This window comes from Streptomyces sp. NPDC090083 (assembly GCF_044747445.1).
Classification (GTDB): Bacteria; Actinomycetota; Actinomycetes; order Streptomycetales; family Streptomycetaceae; genus Streptomyces.
The window spans coordinates 40,894-59,554 of sequence record NZ_JBIVED010000012.1 but is presented as its reverse complement, the minus strand read 5'-3'; the positions used below and the strand labels follow the sequence as shown (position 1 = coordinate 59,554).

The window sequence follows — 18,661 nt, the reverse complement described above, 5'->3', positions numbered from 1 at the left end:
GAAGAACCGACAAGCATCCGCGTGAGAACGGTGGAGACATGAACGGCAGGCCGCTGCTGAATCGCAGGCTGGACGGGCTCGGGACGACGATCTTCGCGGAGATGTCGGCGCTGGCGACCGCGACGGGCTCGATCAACCTGGGCCAGGGCTTCCCGGACACCGACGGCCCCGAGGAGATCCGCGAGGCCGCCGTCCGCGCCCTGCGGGAGGGCAAGGGCAACCAGTACCCGCCCGGCCCGGGCATCCCGGAACTGCGCGCCGCGATCGCGGACCACCAGCAGCGCTTCTACGACCTCGCCTTCGACCCCGACACCGAGGTCCTGGTCACCGCCGGCGCCACCGAGGCCATCGCCGCCACCATGCTGGCGCTGCTCGAGCCGGACGACGAGGTCATCGCCTTCGAGCCCTTCTACGATTCCTATGCCGCCTGCATCGCGATGGCCGGCGCGAAGCGCGTACCGCTCACCCTGCGGGCACCGTCCTTCCGACCGGACCTGGACGAGCTGCGCGCCAAGATCACCCCGCGCACCCGTCTCCTTCTCCTCAACACCCCGCACAACCCGACCGGGATGGTTCTCACCGCCGACGAGCAGAGCGCCATCGCCGCACTCGCCATCGAGCACGACCTGCTCGTCGTCACCGACGAGGTGTACGAGCACCTCGTCTTCGCGGGCACCCACCGCCCCATCGCGGCCCTGCCCGGCATGCGCGAGCGCACAGTCACCATCGGCTCGGCCGGCAAGACCTTCTCCTTCACCGGATGGAAGGTTGGATGGGTCACGGCGAACGGTGCGCTCGTCTCCGCCGTGCGGACAGCCAAGCAGTACCTGACGTACGTCAGCGCGGGCCCGTTCCAGTACGCGATCGCCGAGGCGCTGCGCCTGCCGGACTCATACTTTGAAGACTTCCGCGCCGACCTCCGCCGCAAGCGCGACCTGCTCGGCGACGGCCTGCGCGCGGCCGGGTTCGAGGTCTACCAGCCCCAGGGCACGTACTTCATCACCACCGACATCACGCCCTTCGGGGAGAAGGACGCCTATGCCTTCTGCCGCATGCTTCCCGAACGGTGCGGAGTCGTCGCCATCCCCAACTCCGTGTTCTACGACGACCCGGACGCCGGTCGTAGCCAGGTTCGGTTCACCTTCTGCAAGAAGGACGACGTTCTTCACGAGGCTGTCGACCGACTGCGGAGCTTGGCGTCCTGAACTCACGCCCACGCGTCTCGGTATGACCGCGGAGAGATCGTCACTGGTGGTGGACATCCGCATTCTTCGGCAACTTCGGCCAGGCTGTCCGGACAGGGTATGGCGGGAGGCTGAGAGAAGCAGCGACTTCGCAGCCGGTTTGCACTCGAACGAGTACAGACCGGCCGATCGAACTCGGCGGTAGCCAGTACCCCCATAGCGTCTCAACGGTGGAGTACGGATATACAGCCCGGGGCGTACCGCTTGAGGACTATCGACTGACCCGTGCAGATCACCGGCGGCAGGAGGAGGCGGTGGCCATCGCGGACTGGGTACAGCGCCAACTGGCCAAGGCACCGCCATGGTCTGATGAACAGTTCGAGGAAGTGCAGAAGCTGCTGTGTCCGCCCGCTCCTCCCGAGGAGTTCATGCACTGGCGCGTGCGCCTGTACTGCGGGCACATCTGCGAGGTCACTCGATTGCGCAGGCACGAACGGCCGGACGGAGGGGTTACCGACAAGGAGCGCTGCGCGGAGTGCGGTCTCAACCCCTCCGTGATCGTGGCCTTTGAACCTCTCGTCAGTGGATGAGGTTCGAATACTGATCCTGCCAATCCTGATGGCGTTTTCCCTGTTCAGGGCGTTTCTCTGTCTTGCTCTCGGGTGGTTCCGAAGGGGTCCGGGGAGCGAGTTGGCTCCCCAATGGCTCCCAGTCCTACTGCCCGTTAGCCGACTTTCAACCGTGCAATGCGGCCACTGCAGCTGCGAGCCCCTGCAGGATGGTGATGACGGATGCCACGGCGCCGACGGCCAGACCGAGGTCTTCCAAGTTCTCTGTGATGCGCCGCCGGTCAGGGGTCGCGCTGTTCAGTTCCTCGCCGATGCGGGAGGCGGTACGGCGGGCGAGGTCGGGGTTGCTCAGCTCGGCGGAGTGCTCCTCAAGAGCGGCGTTCAGCTCGGCCAGCTTCGTCTGAGCGGCCAAGAGGAGTGAGGTGTCTTCGGAGCTGCCGCTGATGTAGACCTGCCGCTGGTCGCCGCCAACCTTCCCCGTATTGATCTGGTTGCCGCTGCCGGTGATGTTCATTCCGCCGGGGTTCGCGTCGCGTCGCATGATCATCCTTTCGCCTTCAAGCCGTCAGTCTGGTTGTTCTGCGCCTGATTGCCGTGCACGGTTCCGGTGTTCACCTGGTTGTGGTCGCCGCTGATGAAGAACTGCGTGACAACCTGTTCCGCCTGCCGTCTGAACTCGCCGGTGAAGGCCCCATGGTCGTCGAGAAAGGCGGTGACGGTGCTGAACATGCGGGACTGAAGGATGGAGATGTGGCGGGCCGCGTCTTCGGTCTGGTGCATGTCCTCCGGTTCGATGTGTGCGCAGTACTCGCGCAGGCTGATCGGTTTGTCTTCGTCTTTCGGCGGCTGGTCCAGAGCCGTCGCCACTTGCTGTCGCATGGCCTGTGCGACTGCTCCGAACACGACGGTCCCCAGAGCACGGATGATGATGCCGTACGACCTGTGCGCCAGGGCAACCGTGTCGCCGACGGCATGGACGGGTGCGAGGAGGAGCTTCCCGATCAGTTCCCAGCCCTTCGCCGACTCGGCACAGGCTTCGCTCTTGAGCGGAGCTAGGACCTGGGGGCGGGTAACGAAGTGCAAGGTCTTGCCCTCCAGCGCAGCGTGGGCGAAGACTGTGACGACGATGTGGCCTTTCCAGTCGACGACTTGGGCCGCGAGGTAGCGACGGGAGGGATGCCCGGACGGGGCCTTCCTGGCCTCGGCGATCATCTCCTTCGCTTCAGGCCAAGGGGCCCGGTGAACCTGCTCCGAGGTACTCGGCTCCGGACCGATGGGTATCGGACGGTCATCGAAACGATCCGGCGTGCGCGTGAGCTTCTTCCACCGGGACTGCGGCATGGCGAGGGCTTCGAAGACGTCGCAGTTCGGCAGGGCATGGGTCTCTACGAGTACGCCCTTGAGATCCTCCAGTTCGTCCCGCACCTTGTCGAGCAGTTCGTCGGCTTCGAAGGTGCGAATGCCTTCCGCGCTTCCTTTAGTAGGAGATCCGCCCTTGGGGAGCGGCTTGACGCTGGGCCCCTTCTCGGACTCGTCTTCTTCCCCGGCGCGACGTGCGGGGGTGAGTTGGATACGAGGTCCACCAGAACGCCAGGCATCAAGGCCGGCACCCACGAATCGGTCGGCTCCGGCTTCCTTGCGGTAGGGAGTGCTCTGCCACAGCTCGGTTGCCTCGCAGTCGGCTATCCGTGCAGCTGAGCGGGGCGCGAACCGCGGACGTGTGGCGATCTGCTCGCGCCATGGGCCCAGGGAAGCCAAGTAGGCCAGGGAGATCCATCGGTCCAACGTGTAGGTGCCCGAGAGCAGCAGTGCCAGCCACACGGCGGCAGAAACGGCGTCCTGTGTCGCAATCCTGAGGACGGGCGAGTACGGCCGTATTTGGGTCCAGGCCACGAAGACGCCGACCGCCAGAAGAGCCATCGGCACAAGTGAGTTAAGACCCCAGCGGAGCAATGAACGCAGCCGCCCTGCGGCAATGAAGAACTGGTACAGCAGCACGGACGCCGCCAGCACCCCAATTCCCCAAGGATGACGCGCCGCGATCAGCCCAACGACTCCCGCGATCACGAGGCCGCGCATCCTCCGCTGTCTAATGGCGGCAACACTATGGGTAAGCACCGGCGCCAGGCCGAAGCCGAACGAGGGAACCGGTCGCTTCTGCGTGTTGAGGACGTTGTCCAGCGACCACTTGGCGAGAGTCTCGCCAGCAAGCGGGCTCAGTTGCCCAATGGCCCGCTGTCGCCGCCCAAGAGTGCGGTCCTGCCAGCGTCCTAACAGGTCCCGGGCTTGCCCTATGCGGCTGACCCGTTCATGCATGACACCCGCCAACTGCCGAGTCACCGCGTTCGTGCTGGGTACGGCGTCCCGTTCGGCGTAGGTCGTACGCAACGGCCATCGTCCGCTGGCAGCAGTCAAGCTGTCCGAGGCAGTTCCCACAGGAATGCCGGGGAAAGAGTCCGCCGAGCCGGACTCCCTCCCGCCTTTTGGAGACGCTCCGTTCTGCGACGGACCGCGCCAAGGCAGCAGGGACATGCGCCACCTCCCCCGGATCCCCCGCTCCTGAGGCCGATCATCCTGCCCACGGAGCACGGGGATAACCAGGGTCCAGCCGAGGACCGAAACTCATCTGCCTGTGCCATGGCGGGATGCGACCGGCAGGAGAGTTCCTGATTTCACAGGTGGGAAACGTGATCGGCGATCGAGACACCATGTCCGACGCTCGGTGATGTTGGCCTGATCTCTCCGGTTCGTAGACCTTCGCGCTTCGTGCCCGAGGCTGCCTGACGGGAATGGCCGCGTGCTCCATGCGCTGGCTTCCTCACTCACCGATGGCTGCCCTTGATCGACGCCTGTCGAGCCAGGGTGTAGCCCGTAACGAAACTCGCCTCGGGAGGCACTCCAGCTCTGCCCCATCAACAGGAGATCGGGCGTGTAGCAGTTCCGGATACAGCGGCACGTGCGGTTCAGTCCAGCCGCCCGTGTATCCGCTGACCAAGATGCCCCTGAGTCTTGGGAACTCGAAGCGGGCCGTATCTGGGGTCGGAGATACTGGTTTTTCAGTGACCTCCGCGGCCCAGCTGCACGCAGCGTGCCCAGGTGATCGCGCTCCGGCAATGATGGCGTTGATGAAGGAGTCTGCCCAGGTGGCGACCGCGACGGAGTATCCGCAGGGATCGGCGAGCAGCACCCCGAATACGGCGGCCATTCCGCCGGTCCCGGAGCCGGGTCAGGTCGTTAAGGTCCGGGGCTCGACCTGGGCCGTGTCCGACATCCAGAAGCAGGGCCTTCCTCGTAGTCCCGCTGACGAGGGCGCACCCGGTCTGACGCATGTGGTCAGCCTGCAGTCGCTTGACGAGGACCGGCTTGGTCAGGAACTGACGGTGGTCTGGGAGCTGGAGGTCGGACACACCGTCGCCCCGAACCAGGGCCTTCCGGAGACTGTGCGGGCGGAGGCGTTCGACGATCCGAATACCCTCGCCGCGTTCGTGGACGCGGTCCGCTGGGGCGCGGTCACCTCCGCGGACGCAAATTCCTATCAGGCCCCTTTCCGGAGCGGCGCCAATGTGGAGGCGTACCAGCTGGTGCCGCTCAGCCGTGCGCTGCAGTCGTCGCGTACGAACCTGCTGCTCGCGGACGATGTCGGTCTGGGCAAGACCATCGAGGCCGGCCTCGTCGTGCAGGAGCTGCTGCTGAGGCACCGTGCACGATCCGTGGTGATCGTGTGCCCGCCGAGCCTGTCGCTGAAGTGGCAGGACGAAATGCGGGAGAAGTTCGGCCTCGACTTCGTCATCGTCAACAGTGAACTGATGGCGAAGGTACGGCGGAGCCACGGGCTCAACGCCAACCCGTTCAGGCTCTTCCCTCGCGTGATCGTGAGCATGGCCTGGCTGCCGTCACTGCGGGCGCAGCGTTTGCTGCGTGACGTGCTGGCGGACGTACGCAGCTCCGGGTCGGCCAGACGGTACGCGTTCGATGTGCTGGTGGTCGACGAGGCGCACCATGTGGCGCCGGCCAGTCCGACGACGGCGCCGGGGCAGCGCGGCTACGCGGTGGACAGCAACCGGACGACGGCGACGATGAGGCTCGCGGAAGCGTGCGAGCACAGGCTGTTCCTGAGCGCGACGCCACACAACGGCTATTCGGAGTCATTCACCGCCTTGTTGGAGATGATCGACGGTCGCCGGTTCACCCGCGGCGCGAGCATCGACGAGCGCGCGCTGAAAGAGGTGATGGTGCGGTGGCTGAAGACCGATCTTCCGGACAAGGGGTTCAAGACCCGGAAGCTGGGGACCCTCCCGTTCACGCCCTCGGAGGAGGAGCAGCAGCAATTCGCGCGCTTGGAGCGGCTACTGGCGGACAGCGCCCGGGCGAACGGCAAGGGCTCAGGCGGCGACATCGTCGCGATGCTGTTGAAGAAGCGTTTCCTGTCCAGCCCGTGGTCCTTCGCCCGCACCCTTGAGCTGTACGAGGGCTCAGACGGGGGTGACCGGCAGCTTCGGATGGATGATGAAGACCAGTACTACACGGAGGTACTGGGCAGCGGTCAGTCCGACGGTGAAGAGGGCGCGGCCGAGCACCCCGAGTTCACCGCGCTGCGCCACTCCAAGGGCTCAGATCCCCTGGTCGCGGCCACCAGGAGCGAGATCGCCTCGCTCATCGAGTGGGGGCGCCGGTATGAGCACAAGCCGGACACCCGGCTGGAAGAACTGCTGACCTTCCTCGCCGCGGTTTGCCGACCGGACGGCACCCACTGGACTCACGAACGCGTCGTGGTGTTCACGGAGTACGCGGCCACCCTCGAATGGATCGAGCGCGTCCTACGGCAGCGCGGCTACAACGACGTACTGGAGGTCATCCAAGGCTCGACCCCGACCGAGGAGCGAGAGAAGATCCGCGCCCGGTTCACCGAGAGCCCGGACAAGCACCCGGTCCGCATCCTGCTCGCCACCGACTCTGCCGGTGAAGGCATCGACCTGCAGACCCACTGCCACCGACTGGTCAACTTCGACATCCCCTTCAACCCGTCCCGCCTGGAGCAGCGCATCGGCCGGATCGACCGGTACGGGCAGACGAAGAACCCGGAAATCTTCCACTTCGTACCGGTCTCCGGCTCCACGACGTACGACGCCGACATGAAGTTCATGGGGATCATCGCGACCAAGGTCGGCCGGGCCACCGAGGACCTCGGCAAGGTCAACCAAGTCATCGACGCCCAGGTGCAGGAGCACTTCGCCCCCACCCGAACGACGCGTAAAGCCCGGCTGACCGCGCCGGACGACGGCAACGAGGTGATTACCCGCGTGCTGGCCGGCGGGATGGAGCTGAACCGACAGCTCACCCAGCTGTCGGAGACGTACAACGAGCACAAGGCCGCCATGCACCTCACGCCTGCGAACGCCCGCCGGGTGGTGGACACCGCGCTCACTCTGACCTCTCAGCCCCCGCTTGTCGAGATCGGCGACGACCGCACCGAAGCACAGGTCTTCGAGATCCCGAACCTCGGCCGCTCCTGGCAGCCGGCCCTGCGCGGCCTGGACACCCGCCTGGAGCCGGGCATCCCGCGTCCCATCACCTTCGACGACCAAGCCGCTCAGCAGCGCACCGATCTGGTCCACGTCCACCTCGGGCACGCTCTCATGCAGCGCGCCACCCGCACCCTGCGCTCTGCGCTGTTCAGCACGGACTCCCCGGTACACCGGGTCACCGCCGTCATCGCCCCCGGCCTTCCCGAGTCCTGTGTTGCCGCCGTCTCCCGGCTTGTCCTGGTAGGGCGCGGCGGGCTGCGACTACATGAGGAGGTGTTCCTCACCGGTGTCCGGCTACGCGGTCAGGCACTCGCCGAGTCCAAGGTCGAGCAGGTCCTCGACGAAACCCTCGACTCCGAGGACCTGCTCCTGGCCGATGAAAAGGTGCGTGCTCACCTCGCTGACCAGTGGAACGACGACGGCTCCCGGCTGCGCACACGGCTGCTGACCGCGATGGAACGCAAGAGTGCCAGCCGCCAGGAGAAGGTCACCGAGGCGCTCACACAGCGCCGGGACGCCGACATCAAGCGCGCCCACGAGATCTTCGACGCCTTCCGGCTCAACCTGCGCGATTCCCGCGACCGCCTGGAACAGGCCATCCGCGCTGAGGAGGAGCTGCTGTTCACCGACGACCAGCAGAAGCAGCGACGCCGGGACCTGCACCACATGAACGAGCGCCTTGACAGCCTGGACGACGAGGAAGCACGCGAAATCGCCTCGATCCAGGAGCGCTACAGCGACATCAGGCCCTACGTATCCGCCGCCGCGGTCGTGTTCGCCCTCACCCCCGAAGACGCGAAGAACGGAATGGTCAAGGCATGAGCCGCCGCTATCCCCCGACCGCCGCCGACCTGCACCGCGCCTGGCTCGAACTCGTCGACGCGGACGGCCCGTTCCTGGCCGTCCCTGCCTTGGAGCGCGTCTACCGCGAAGGCATTCCCCAGCCTGACTCCCGGGCGCTCGACGCCATCAAGGACGCCAAGCCGGCCTTCGAGAAGGCATGGGAGAACTGGGACGAGCACCCAGGGGAGGAAGCCGCTCTCGCCCTGTACCGCGAGGCCCGCGATACCTGGGTCGACCTCGTCCTGCGCCAGGGGCTGCGCTGGGGCGCCTCCTACACCGTTCCCGCCCCTGCCGCCGCCGAGGTCCGCTCGCCTGACTACGCCGTCACCGTTCGCGCTGACGGCGCGCTCGTTCACGGCGACACCACCGGCGCTCTCGTCCTGATCACCGACCCCACGGACTCCCTGCGCGACCCGCTCACCGACGGCTGGTCAGCCAGCCCCATCGACCGCATGGAGGAACTGCTGCGCGCTTCTGGCGTCCCCATCGGCGTCGTCACCGACGGCCGCTGGTGGGCGATCGTCAGCGCCCGCCCGCAGACCATGGTCGCCTCCGGCATCGTCGACGCCCAGACCTGGATCGAAGAGCCCCAGACCCGCAACGCCTTCATCGAACTCCTCCAGCGCCGCCGCCTGGTTGGCGGCAAACAGCAGGACCGCCTGACGGAACTCTTCGGCGAGTCCGTCACCGCGGCCGAGAAGATCACCGAAGCGCTCGGCACCCAGGTCCGCCGCGCCGTCGAACTCATCGTCCAGGCCCTGTCCGAAGGCGCCCTGGACGCACAGCGACGCGGCGAGCCCGACCCGCTGCCGGCGGCAAGGGGCGAGGTCTACGAGGCCGCCGTCACTGTCATGATGCGCGTCGTCTTCCTCCTCTTCGCCGAAGAACGCGGGCTGCTGCCCCAGAGCCGCCTCTTCGCCATGGGATACGGCATCAGCGACGAACTCGACCTCCTCGACGCCCGCGAAAAGGAGGAGGGCGAACAGGCCCTCGACGCCACGTTCCTGACCTGGCACCGGCTCCTGGCCACCTCCCAGGCCCTGTACCGGGGCGCGACCTTCGAGGACCTGCGCCTTCCCGAGTACGGTGGCTCCCTCTTCGACCCGTCCCGCTTCCCCTTCCTCACCGCCTGCGGCTCCCAGGACACCCTGGCCATCACGGTCAGTGACCGCGTCATGCTCGAAGTCCTGCGCGCCGTCCAAATCGCCCAACTGCCCGGCGGAGCACGACGGATCTCCTTCCGCGACATCGACGTCGAACAGATCGGCTACATCTACGAGGGCCTGCTCGGCTACTCCTGCGAACCCGCCGAAGAGATCATCGTCGGCCTGAACGGCAGCGCGGGATCCGAACCCGAGATCCCCCTCGCCACCCTCGAAGAACTCAGCCAGACCAAGCGCACCGAGACCGCACGGGCCGACGCAATCCTCGCCTGGATCAAGCAGCACCAGCCGGCCGCGAAGCCGTCCAGCAAGGCCGCCCTCACCAAGGCGCTCAAGGCAGGCGACACCCTCGACGACACCGAGATCGCCCTGCGCGACGTCACCGACGACCCCGAACTGCGCGACAGACTACGCCCGTTCATCGGAATCATCCGCCGCGACCTGCGCAACCGACCGCTGGTCGTCGAGCCCGGCGGCGTTCTGCTGGTGGAGACCCCCTCGCGCGCCTCAGCGGGCGCGCACTACACACCCCGCTCGCTGGCCGAGGAAGTCGTCCGGTACGCGCTGGAACCACTCGTCTACTCGCCCGGACCACACCAAACCGCCGACCAGGACGCCTGGCGGCCCATCGACTCCGACCAGATCCTCGACCTGCGCATCGCCGACATCGCCTGCGGCTCCGGCGCATTCCTCGTCGCCGCGGCGCGCTACCTCGCCGACCGACTCGTCGAGGCATGGCAGCGCCAAGGCGAAACACGTGGAAGGACACCGCACGACCTGCACGTCCACGCCATAAGGACCGTCGTCGCCACCTGCCTGTACGGCGCCGACATCAACGGCATGGCCGTGGAGATGTGCAAGCTGTCGCTGTGGCTGGTGTCGCTGGATCCAAAGCTCCCGTTCTCCTTCGTCGACGACAAGGTGCTGCACGGCAATGCCCTGCTCGGCCTGACCGACGCGGACCAGTTGCGCCGCCTCCACATCGACCCGGCCGCGGCCGGCAACCAGTTCAGCATCTTCGCGCTGGACGTGGACGACATCCTGGAGCAGGCCAGCCGTCTGCGTCGCCAGCTCGCCACCGAGGTAGACGACAGCGACCCGCAGCGCTCGGCCGCTACGAAGCGGCGGCAGTGGCGCCGATACCAGGAGCTGACCGCGCAGCTCGCCGATGTCGCGGACGGGGTGATCGCAGCCGGACTGCAGTGGGGTGGTAAGCCTGGGAAGCAGTTGAAGGCCGCGTATGAGAATCTGCGCATAGCGGTAGAAAAGGCGTACCCCGCTGGAGGTGGGGAGCCGGACCGGACGATGTTCGACAGCATCCTGGGAGTTGGACTCACTCCGGCGGTGACGACGGACTATACGCGGTGGAAACCGCTGCACTGGATCCTGGCCGTGCCGGATGTTATGGAGCGGGGCGGGTTCGATGCAGTGGTTGGGAACCCGCCGTTCTTGGGCGGAACCAAGATCTCTGGTGCGGCGGGGGGAAACTTCCGCGATTGGCTCAGAAACGTTCTCGCGGAAGGCGAGGGGGGCAGCGGACGCGCCGACATGGTGGCTTACTTCTTCCTTCGCGCTGCTACTCTCCTGACGCGGCGTGGGAACATCGGGCTAATTGCAACTAATACAATTGCTCAGGGGGATACACGTGAGATCGGCCTCGATCGCCTCGTAGCGAATGGAATTACACTACTGAGGTCAATTCAAAGCCGCCCTTGGCCCGCCGCCAGCGCCAATCTGGAGTACGCGGCGGTTTGGGGCAGCCGAGGACCGGTAGCTGCTGGTGTACCGAGGGTCGCCGATGACATCGTGGTCAAGCGAATTTCCACCCTCCTGGAACCAGAGGGAAAAGTTGTAGGACTACCGAAGAGGCTGGCGGAGAATCAAGGCGTCACTTTCGAGGGTTGCAAGCCCTATGGTGCCGGATTCATCCTGGAACCTGAGCAAGCAAGCGCCTGGATCAAGGCCGACCCTCGTAACCAGGAGGTGCTCTTCCCCTTCCTCAACGGCGAGGATCTTAATTCTCGCTCGGATTACTCTCCCTCGCGCTGGGCCATCGACTTTAACGCTCGGACAGAGGAACAGGCGCGGGAGTACACCTTGCCGTACGCGCAGGTGCTGGAGCGTGTCAAGCCCGAGCGGCAGAAAGTCAACCGGAAAGCGCTCCGCGATCGATGGTGGCAGTATGCCGATAGACGCCCAGCACTGCGGAAGGCCATTGCAGATCTCGACGAAGTGCTCGTGATCGCGCTCGTGAGCAAGACAGTGATGCCGATGCGCGTGTCGACAGAGCAGTTGTTCAGTCATAAGTTGGCCATCTTCGCGACGAACTCGTTTACCGATCAGGCAGTACTCTCCTCGACTCTGCACCAGGTATGGGCGATTAAGTACAGCTCTACACTTGAGACCCGCGTAAACTATGCGCCGTCCGATGTGTTTGCTACTTTCCCGCTGCCTGAGCCAACAACTAATTTGACTCAGGCTGGCCAGTGTCTGGATAGAGAGCGTCGCGAGATCATGCTGCGCCGCGATCTCGGCCTTACCAAGCTCTATAACCTGGTCAACGACCCGGCCATCCCCAACTCTGCCGACCCCGATGTAGCCCGCCTCCGCAACATCCATGTCGATCTCGACCAGACAGTCATGGCGGCCTACGGCTGGGACGACGTCCCCCTAGACCACGGCTTCCACACCTACCGCCAGATGCAACGCTGGACGGTGAGTCCCACTACCCGAGTGGAGATCCTCGATCGTCTCCTCGCAGAGAACCATCGTCGTGCCGCCTCACAGGGCGTTGTCAGTCCCACCGGCGACAATGAGTGCATTGAGGAAGAGGAGGGCGACGAGTGACCACCCCCCGGCGCGACGGCGCCCATCCCGTATCGACACCCGGCACTCCTCAGGGTCCGGCCTACCGTCTCGCCCTCGAACCCGATGACCGTTCCTGGACGGCCCGCGAGAACCTGGTCGACATCCTGGAGCGTGAGCTCCTCGGCCCGGCGAACGGCCCGGACGAGATCCTCGACGGCGTCCCCGACTCGGCGTACCTGATCGGCCGGATCGCCCCCGTGCGCCTCACCGCTGGCCAGGACGACCCTGGCGAGGCAGGATCAGATGACGCCGCGACCGACGTGGGCGACGCTGTGGACGCTGCCGAGAGCCGGGGCGTGCCGCTCACCGCCGTCGACGACAGCAGCGCGAGCTCGGACGAAGACGAGGTCGAGGACCAGCCGCAGAAGCGCGGGCTGATGATCCCGGCGTCGATGGGGCTGCGCTTCCAGATCCCTGAAGGTCTGGACGAGTTCATGGTGACCGCGTCGTGGGGCACGTACGAGCCTGTGAAAGAGAAGCGCGGCGAGGGCACCGGAGCCAGCGGGGACGAAGGCGCGGCACCTGCTCCGGCTCTCCGCCGCTTCCAGCGCACCCCGCACGCCATCGCGAAGGCGATCAAGGTTGCTGACGTGAAGCCGTCCCGTACCACCGAGATCGTGCTCAAGGACAAGATCCTGCTCCGGGTAGATCGTTACGACGATCCCGAGCGCAGCTGCCGGCTGATTGAGGTGGCGTTGTGCAATGACCGGGAGACACCTCGCAAGATCCCCGTCGAGGCATGGCTGTACCAGACCAAGCTGTCGGTGACGGCCGGTGGCGCTGAGGTATTCCTGCCGGTCAATGACGTACTCCTGGACACGCGCGAGGAGCTGGACGACGAGCTGCGGCGGCTGCGGCTTCAGTACCGCAACCGTCTGGAGTTCGCCCATGGCCGTACTTGCTCGGTGGACTGGGAGGTAGCCGAGGGAGCGCGCAGGGCCAGTGAGGTCTGGACGACGTGGCTGCCGGTGAGTGAGACGCCGCAGACGGCCGCCGAGGAGATCGGCGCGGCCCTGCTGGACATGCGCAAGCTCCAGGAGGCATCGACCGACGAACTGCGTACGGGTCTTGAGCCGATCGTCGCGGGTTACACGGCCTGGCTGGACGGCGAGGAGCAGCGGGCCGAGGCGCTTCCGGAGCACCTGCGGTCCGAGGGTCTGGACGCGGTCACCGAAGCGCGCCGGGTGCAACGCCAGCTTGAGGAGGGGCTGAAGCATCTCCTGGGGGACGAGGAGGCGTTGCGCTGCTTCCGGTTCATGAACAGGGTGATGGCCGATCAGCGTGTGCAGTCCCAGGTCGCGGAACGGCGGGCGAGTCGGCCGGAGGAGAGCATCGACGAGGCTCGCGAGACGATCCTCGCGGAGAAGGGAGCCTTGGCGCATTCGTGGCGTACCTTCCAGCTCGCCTTCGTGCTCATGCAGTTGCCGTTGCTGTCCGACCCGGCGGTCGAGAAGCGATCGGGGGATCTGGCCAAGGCACAGCTGCTGTTCTTCCCGACCGGTGGTGGCAAGACCGAGGCGTATCTGGGTCTGGCCGCGTACACGTTCGCGATCCGTCGCCGCCAGGGCGTCGTGGATGCCTTCGACGGTCCGCTGGACGGGCGGTCCGGGGTTGCCGTCCTCATGCGGTACACCCTGCGCCTGCTCACCGCCCAGCAGTTCCAGCGGGCCACCGCCCTGGTGTGCGCTGCGGAGCTGGCACGGCGCGATGATGTGGCGACGTGGGGGGACGAGCCGTTCCGGATCGGGCTGTGGGTCGGTACCGATGTGAGCCCGAAGCGGTACGACGAGGCCGCCGAGCAGTTGCAGAAGGCCCACGGGGGCCGTGGCTATCGGCTGACGGTGCTGCAGATCCAACGCTGTCCGTGGTGCGGGACGCGGGTCGAGGCGCGCGATGTGCGCACAGAACCCGCGCTGCGCCGGGTGTACGTGTATTGCGGGGACGAGCTGGCCGACTGCCCGTTCGCTGACGGCGGTGAGGTCCCGGACGGACTGCCGGTGCTCACGGTGGACGAGGAGATCTACCGGCTCGCGCCGGCGTTCGTCATCGCCACCGTGGACAAGTTCGCTCGCCTGGCGCGGGAGGGCGAGGCCGCCTCGCTGTTCGGGCACGTCTCGCGGCGCTGTGAACGGCACGGATACGTGCATCCCGACTATCAGCAGTGCGACATCAAGGACGGCAGCAAGCATCCCAAGAAGGACGGCTTGCCAGCAGCCCCCGTTCACCCGGCAACGCGGCTGCGGCCCCCGGATCTGGTCATCCAGGACGAGTTGCACCTGATCACCGGGGCACTCGGCACGACGGTGGGCCTGTTCGAGGTGGCCATCGACGTGATGACTGACTGGCGGACGAAGGACGGGCGCCAGGTGCGTCCGCTGCTAATTGCCTCCACGGCCACCGCCCGCAATGCGTCGGAGCAGGTGCGTGCGATCTACGGGCGCGACGTCACCATCTTCCCACCGCAGGTCCTGGACGCCGGGAACACCTACTTCTCCAAGGAGATCCCGGTCTCCGAGAAGCACCCGGGACGCCGGTACATCGGAATTAGCACCACCGGGGTGCGCCTGACCACGGCGGAGATCCGGGTCGCCGAGGTGCTCCTGGCCGGCGGGCAACTCCTCATCGACCGCTCCGGCCGCGCGGCCGATCCGTACATGAGCCTGGTCGGATACTTCAGCGCCACCCGTGAACTCGCCGGCATGGCTCGATACATGAGCGACGACATCCAGACCGCGCTCGCCAAGGGCCGTCCCTGGTCGAAGCTCCCGCGCCGTACCGGCACCGACTACGGTTCCTTGCACGTCGCTGAGTTGACCTCGCGTGTGGCCAGCGCGGACATCACCGCGACCCTGGACCAGATGGCGATGGCGTTCGACCCGGGCTTCGACTCCACCGCGGGCAAACGGAACCGGCGCGCATTGCGAGATGCGAAGAAGCCGGAACCCACGCGTGAGGTCAATCCGTACGATGTGGTCCTGGCCACCTCCATGCTCCAGGTGGGTGTGGACGTGACTCGCCTTGGCCTGATGCTCGTGGTTGGGCAGCCGAAGAACACCGCGGAGTACATCCAGGCGTCGTCCCGTGTCGGCCGTATCGCGGATCGGCCGGGTCTGGTGGTCGCGCTCGGAAACTGGGCGCGGCCGAGGGACCTCGCCCATTACGAGCAGTTCCGCCACTACCACGAGACGTTCTACGCCCAAGTGGAGGCGCTGTCGGTGACTCCGTTCTCGGTGACCTCCCTGGAGCGTGGCCTGGACGGTGTGCTGGTCAGCGCCGCCCGTGTCCTACAGGCCGCCAAGGCCGGCCACGGCCAGGGGCTGTCCCCTGAGGACGGGGCGGCCCGTATCGAGGCTGAGCAGCACTTCGCGGGCGAACTCGTCGACGCCCTAGTTCGTCGCGTCGCGCGGGCCGGCGACGAGGACGCGGCCACACGCGCACGCCTGCGCCTGGAGAACCGGCTCGACCAATGGGGCAAGCGGCGCAAGCACCTCGTGGAGCTGCGCAAGTCCCTGGTGTACGAGAGGGTTCTGGATGACAGTCGGCACGACGCTCTGATGATGAGCGCGGAGAACGCCAAGGCGGGCATCGACACCCGCGACGCCGCGCCGTTCATCGTGGCGAACTCGATGCGTGAGGTGCAGCCGGAGATCAATCTCCTGGTGAGCCCGATCAAGGAGCGACTGGTGTACCGCGCCCCTGCCCATGCCCCCCAGTGGAAGATGCCGGAGGACAACTCGTGAGTGTCGAGACGCGTTTCGTCTACGACGTCGCCCACGCCGTCGACCCGCTGGGCGACCTGGAGCAGGAGGCGGAGAAGGCCACCAAGCACAACCGTGCCAAGGTGGGCTCGGCCCGGCCCTCCTCTCTGCTCTACACCTACGGTCCCGGCGCGATCATGGACCTGCCGCAATTCACGATCATGCCCACCGGTCTGGACGACTGGGACCGCATTTGGCGGCGCCGAGACTCTGCACCCCCGCAGATCCACGCCCCGCGCCTCCGCGACGTGGTCCGGATGATGCTGCGTTCGCCCGACGTGCAGCTGCGACCGTATCCCTGGCAGCCGAAGAAGCACAGCCGGTCCGCCGAAGGCAACGACCTCGGTGTTCCCTCCCGGGTGTTCCCGCAATGGCTGCGGTGCACGGGCTGCGACATGCTCGGACTGCTTGCTCAGTTCGACTACCGCAACACTCACCCCTTCCGCACGGACCTGGCCGTCTTCGAGCACGCGAAGTGCACGGGCCGCGCGGGCGCCGGCACCCGCAAGCCGATGCGCCGTACCGCCATCCCGGCCCGGTATCTACTGGCGTGCGTCGACGGACACTTGGACGAGTTCCCCTATGACCTGTGGGTGCACCGCGGACAGCCATGCACCCAAGCAGAGCTGCCCGCCCTGAAAATGGTTGACCGGACAGCCGGCAAGGGCGCCTCGGCCGTCATCCACTGCGCATCCTGCGACATGCGGCGGCCCATGAACGAGGCCCAAGGCGAGGCTGGCAGAGCCAAACTCCCGCAGTGCCGTGGACGCCACCCCCACTTGGACGCCTTCGAGCCCAAGGGGTGTCGCAACGAAACCCGGCTGATGCTCGTCGGCGCCTCCAACCTGTGGTTCCCCGCCACCCAGTCGATCATCGTGATGCCGGAGTCCCAGGAGGAGAAAGCCAGCGACCTGGCCGACCGGGTCCGCACCGCGCTGGGCGACAAACTCGCGAAATACCGTGACAACCTCGAGCTGATCAGAGATCTCCTCGGCATGGCCGGCGGCGTCGACGTCACCGGCCTGACCGACCACGACTTGGAGCAGGTCCTACAGGCGGCCTCCGCCCCCACCGACACCCCAGAGGAACAGGAGGAGAAGCTCCGCGACTGGGACCCGGTCGACCTCCTCGTCCCCGAATGGCGTTACCTGCTGCGTGACATCGTCGGCACCCGAGTCGAGGACCCCAAGAGCGGGCTCACCCTTGCCACCCGCAATCGAGGCGACGCCCTTCAGCCTGAGATCACCCGTGTGCTCGCGGTCGAACGCCTCCGCAAGGTGAATGCCTTGGTCGGCTTCACCCGCATTGACGACATGGACCGCGTCGGCGACCTCCCGCGCCGCCTGGCCCCACTGACGCGTACGTCCCGGCCGAGTTGGACCGTGGCCACCGAGGACCGGGGCGAGGGCATCTTCCTCCAGCTCGACGAGAACGCCGTCGCGGCGTGGGAGAAGCGAGTCCTGGACACCGACCTTTGGAAGCTCCACCGCGAGGCACATCGCCGGAATTTCGAGCGCCGCTTCTCCGACACGGCAGGCCAGGTCGACCCCGACAGCCGATTCAAGCCCCCGCGCTACTGGCTCGTCCACACCCTCGCCCACATCCTCATCCGCGAACTCGCCCTGACCTGCGGCTACTCGGCCGCCAGCCTCAGCGAACGCCTCTATGCATGGCCCGCCGCCGAAGGCCGCGACCCCGCGGCCGGCCTTCTCATCTGCACCACCGCCTCCGACAGCGACGGCACCCTCGGCGGCCTTGTACAACTCAGCGAGCCAACGCGACTTCAGCGGGTCGTCGACAGCGCGCTACGCAAGGCCGCACGCTGCTCCTCCGACCCCATCTGCTCCAAGCGCACCCCACAGGACCCCGAGGACTTCCTCCACGGCGCCGCCTGCCACTGCTGCGTCATGGCCTCGGAGACCTCCTGCGAGCGCGCCAACCGCTTCCTCGACCGCCGCTTCCTGCTCGACCTGCCCGGCAGCGACCTCGGTTTCTTCCATGCCCATGAGTGACGCGGACGCGCCACGCCAACTCGGCCGGCTCCTAACCGGAACCGAGGCCAAGGACATAGCCGACCGCCTGGCCGACGGCGACACCTTGACCACCGCACTCAAGGTCGTCGCCGTCGGCCAGCGAGCAGAGGTCCGGCGGCTACTGGAAGCGGTGGCCCGCGACGCCAGAGCGACCTACCAGCAGGTCCTGGTCCTGCGGGCGATCGAGGGAGCACGAGCGCTTCCGACCACGCTGTCACCGCTGTGGACCATGCCCGGACACCTCGCCCAGAGCGGGCCGCTCACCGCCTCGGTCACCCGCCTCGTGGACAGCGCCCGCCACGCGATCACCTGCTCGACCTTCAACTTCCAGCGCAGCTCGGCGCTCTGGACTTCACTGCGGACGACCGCACAACGCGACGGCGTCGCCGTCCGCGTCTACATGGACACCCGGGCCGCCGATAGCAGCGGACAACGCTGGTCCCCCTCGACCACAGAGGTAGCCGCGCACCTGGCTCCCGCCGAGGTATGGCGGACCAAGGAATTCGACGGCGGGTACGTCCGCAATCACGCCAAGTTCCTCGCCATCGACCACCACCTCCTCCTCGTCACCAGCGCGAACTTCTCCTGGAGCGCAGAGAACAACAACGTCGAGTTCGGCGTCCTCATCGACAGCCCGAACCTCACCGAAGCCGTCGAGCGCGAGCTGCGGGAGGCAGAGGGGGTCTTGTACGAGCGAATCTCCTGACGGATTAATCGC

The 18,661-nt window shown here is 66.6% G+C and carries 9 protein-coding genes; 7 read left to right on the top strand and 2 right to left on the bottom strand.

Annotation, left to right across the window (positions count from 1 at the left end):
* Nucleotides 1–38 precede the first annotated feature (38 nt).
* Nucleotides 39–1,205, top strand: a complete 1,167-nt coding sequence (locus tag ACIPTO_RS33770) for a pyridoxal phosphate-dependent aminotransferase (RefSeq protein ID WP_401198489.1) — start codon at nucleotides 39–41, stop codon at nucleotides 1,203–1,205.
* Between the two features lie 293 nt (nucleotides 1,206–1,498).
* Nucleotides 1,499–1,774, top strand: coding sequence for a hypothetical protein (locus ACIPTO_RS33765; protein ID WP_401198487.1), 276 nt, complete (start codon nucleotides 1,499–1,501; stop codon nucleotides 1,772–1,774).
* Between the two features lie 145 nt (nucleotides 1,775–1,919).
* Here the strand turns inward: ACIPTO_RS33765 and ACIPTO_RS33760 are convergent, their stop codons facing one another.
* Both ACIPTO_RS33760 and ACIPTO_RS33755 read right to left on the bottom strand, forming a co-directional pair.
* The gene (locus tag ACIPTO_RS33760; protein ID WP_401198485.1) at nucleotides 1,920–2,294 is read right to left on the bottom strand and encodes a hypothetical protein; all 375 of its coding nucleotides are present in this window, start codon (nucleotides 2,292–2,294) and stop codon (nucleotides 1,920–1,922) included.
* Nucleotides 2,295–2,296: 2 nt separating this feature from the next.
* On the bottom strand, nucleotides 2,297–4,141 hold the full coding sequence (locus tag ACIPTO_RS33755) for a hypothetical protein (RefSeq protein ID WP_401198483.1): 1,845 nt from the start codon (nucleotides 4,139–4,141) through the stop codon (nucleotides 2,297–2,299).
* Nucleotides 4,142–4,812: 671 nt separating this feature from the next.
* On the opposite strand from ACIPTO_RS33755, the gene drmD reads away from it, so the two are divergent.
* The 5 genes from drmD to drmC are packed head-to-tail and all read left to right on the top strand — an operon-like array spanning nucleotide 4,813 to nucleotide 18,649.
* Entirely contained in the window at nucleotides 4,813–8,100 is a 3,288-nt protein-coding gene (drmD, locus tag ACIPTO_RS33750) for a DISARM system SNF2-like helicase DrmD (protein ID WP_401198481.1), read from the top strand.
* Nucleotides 8,097–12,131, top strand: coding sequence for an Eco57I restriction-modification methylase domain-containing protein (locus ACIPTO_RS33745; RefSeq protein WP_401198479.1), 4,035 nt, complete (start codon nucleotides 8,097–8,099; stop codon nucleotides 12,129–12,131). Before drmD ends, ACIPTO_RS33745 begins: the two co-directional genes overlap by 4 nt.
* Nucleotides 12,128–15,892 carry a DISARM system helicase DrmA gene (gene drmA / locus ACIPTO_RS33740; protein WP_401198477.1) on the top strand — a complete coding sequence of 1,255 codons (3,765 nt, stop codon included), beginning with the start codon at nucleotides 12,128–12,130 and terminating at the stop codon, nucleotides 15,890–15,892. The genes ACIPTO_RS33745 and drmA overlap by 4 nt, the downstream gene beginning before the upstream one ends.
* Nucleotides 15,889–17,922, top strand: a complete 2,034-nt coding sequence (drmB, locus tag ACIPTO_RS33735; RefSeq protein WP_401198475.1) for a DrmB family protein — start codon at nucleotides 15,889–15,891, stop codon at nucleotides 17,920–17,922. Before drmA ends, drmB begins: the two co-directional genes overlap by 4 nt.
* Entirely contained in the window at nucleotides 17,915–18,649 is a 735-nt protein-coding gene (gene drmC, locus ACIPTO_RS33730; protein ID WP_401198474.1) for a DISARM system phospholipase D-like protein DrmC, read from the top strand. Before drmB ends, drmC begins: the two co-directional genes overlap by 8 nt.
* The last annotated feature ends 12 nt before the right edge of the window (nucleotides 18,650–18,661 follow it).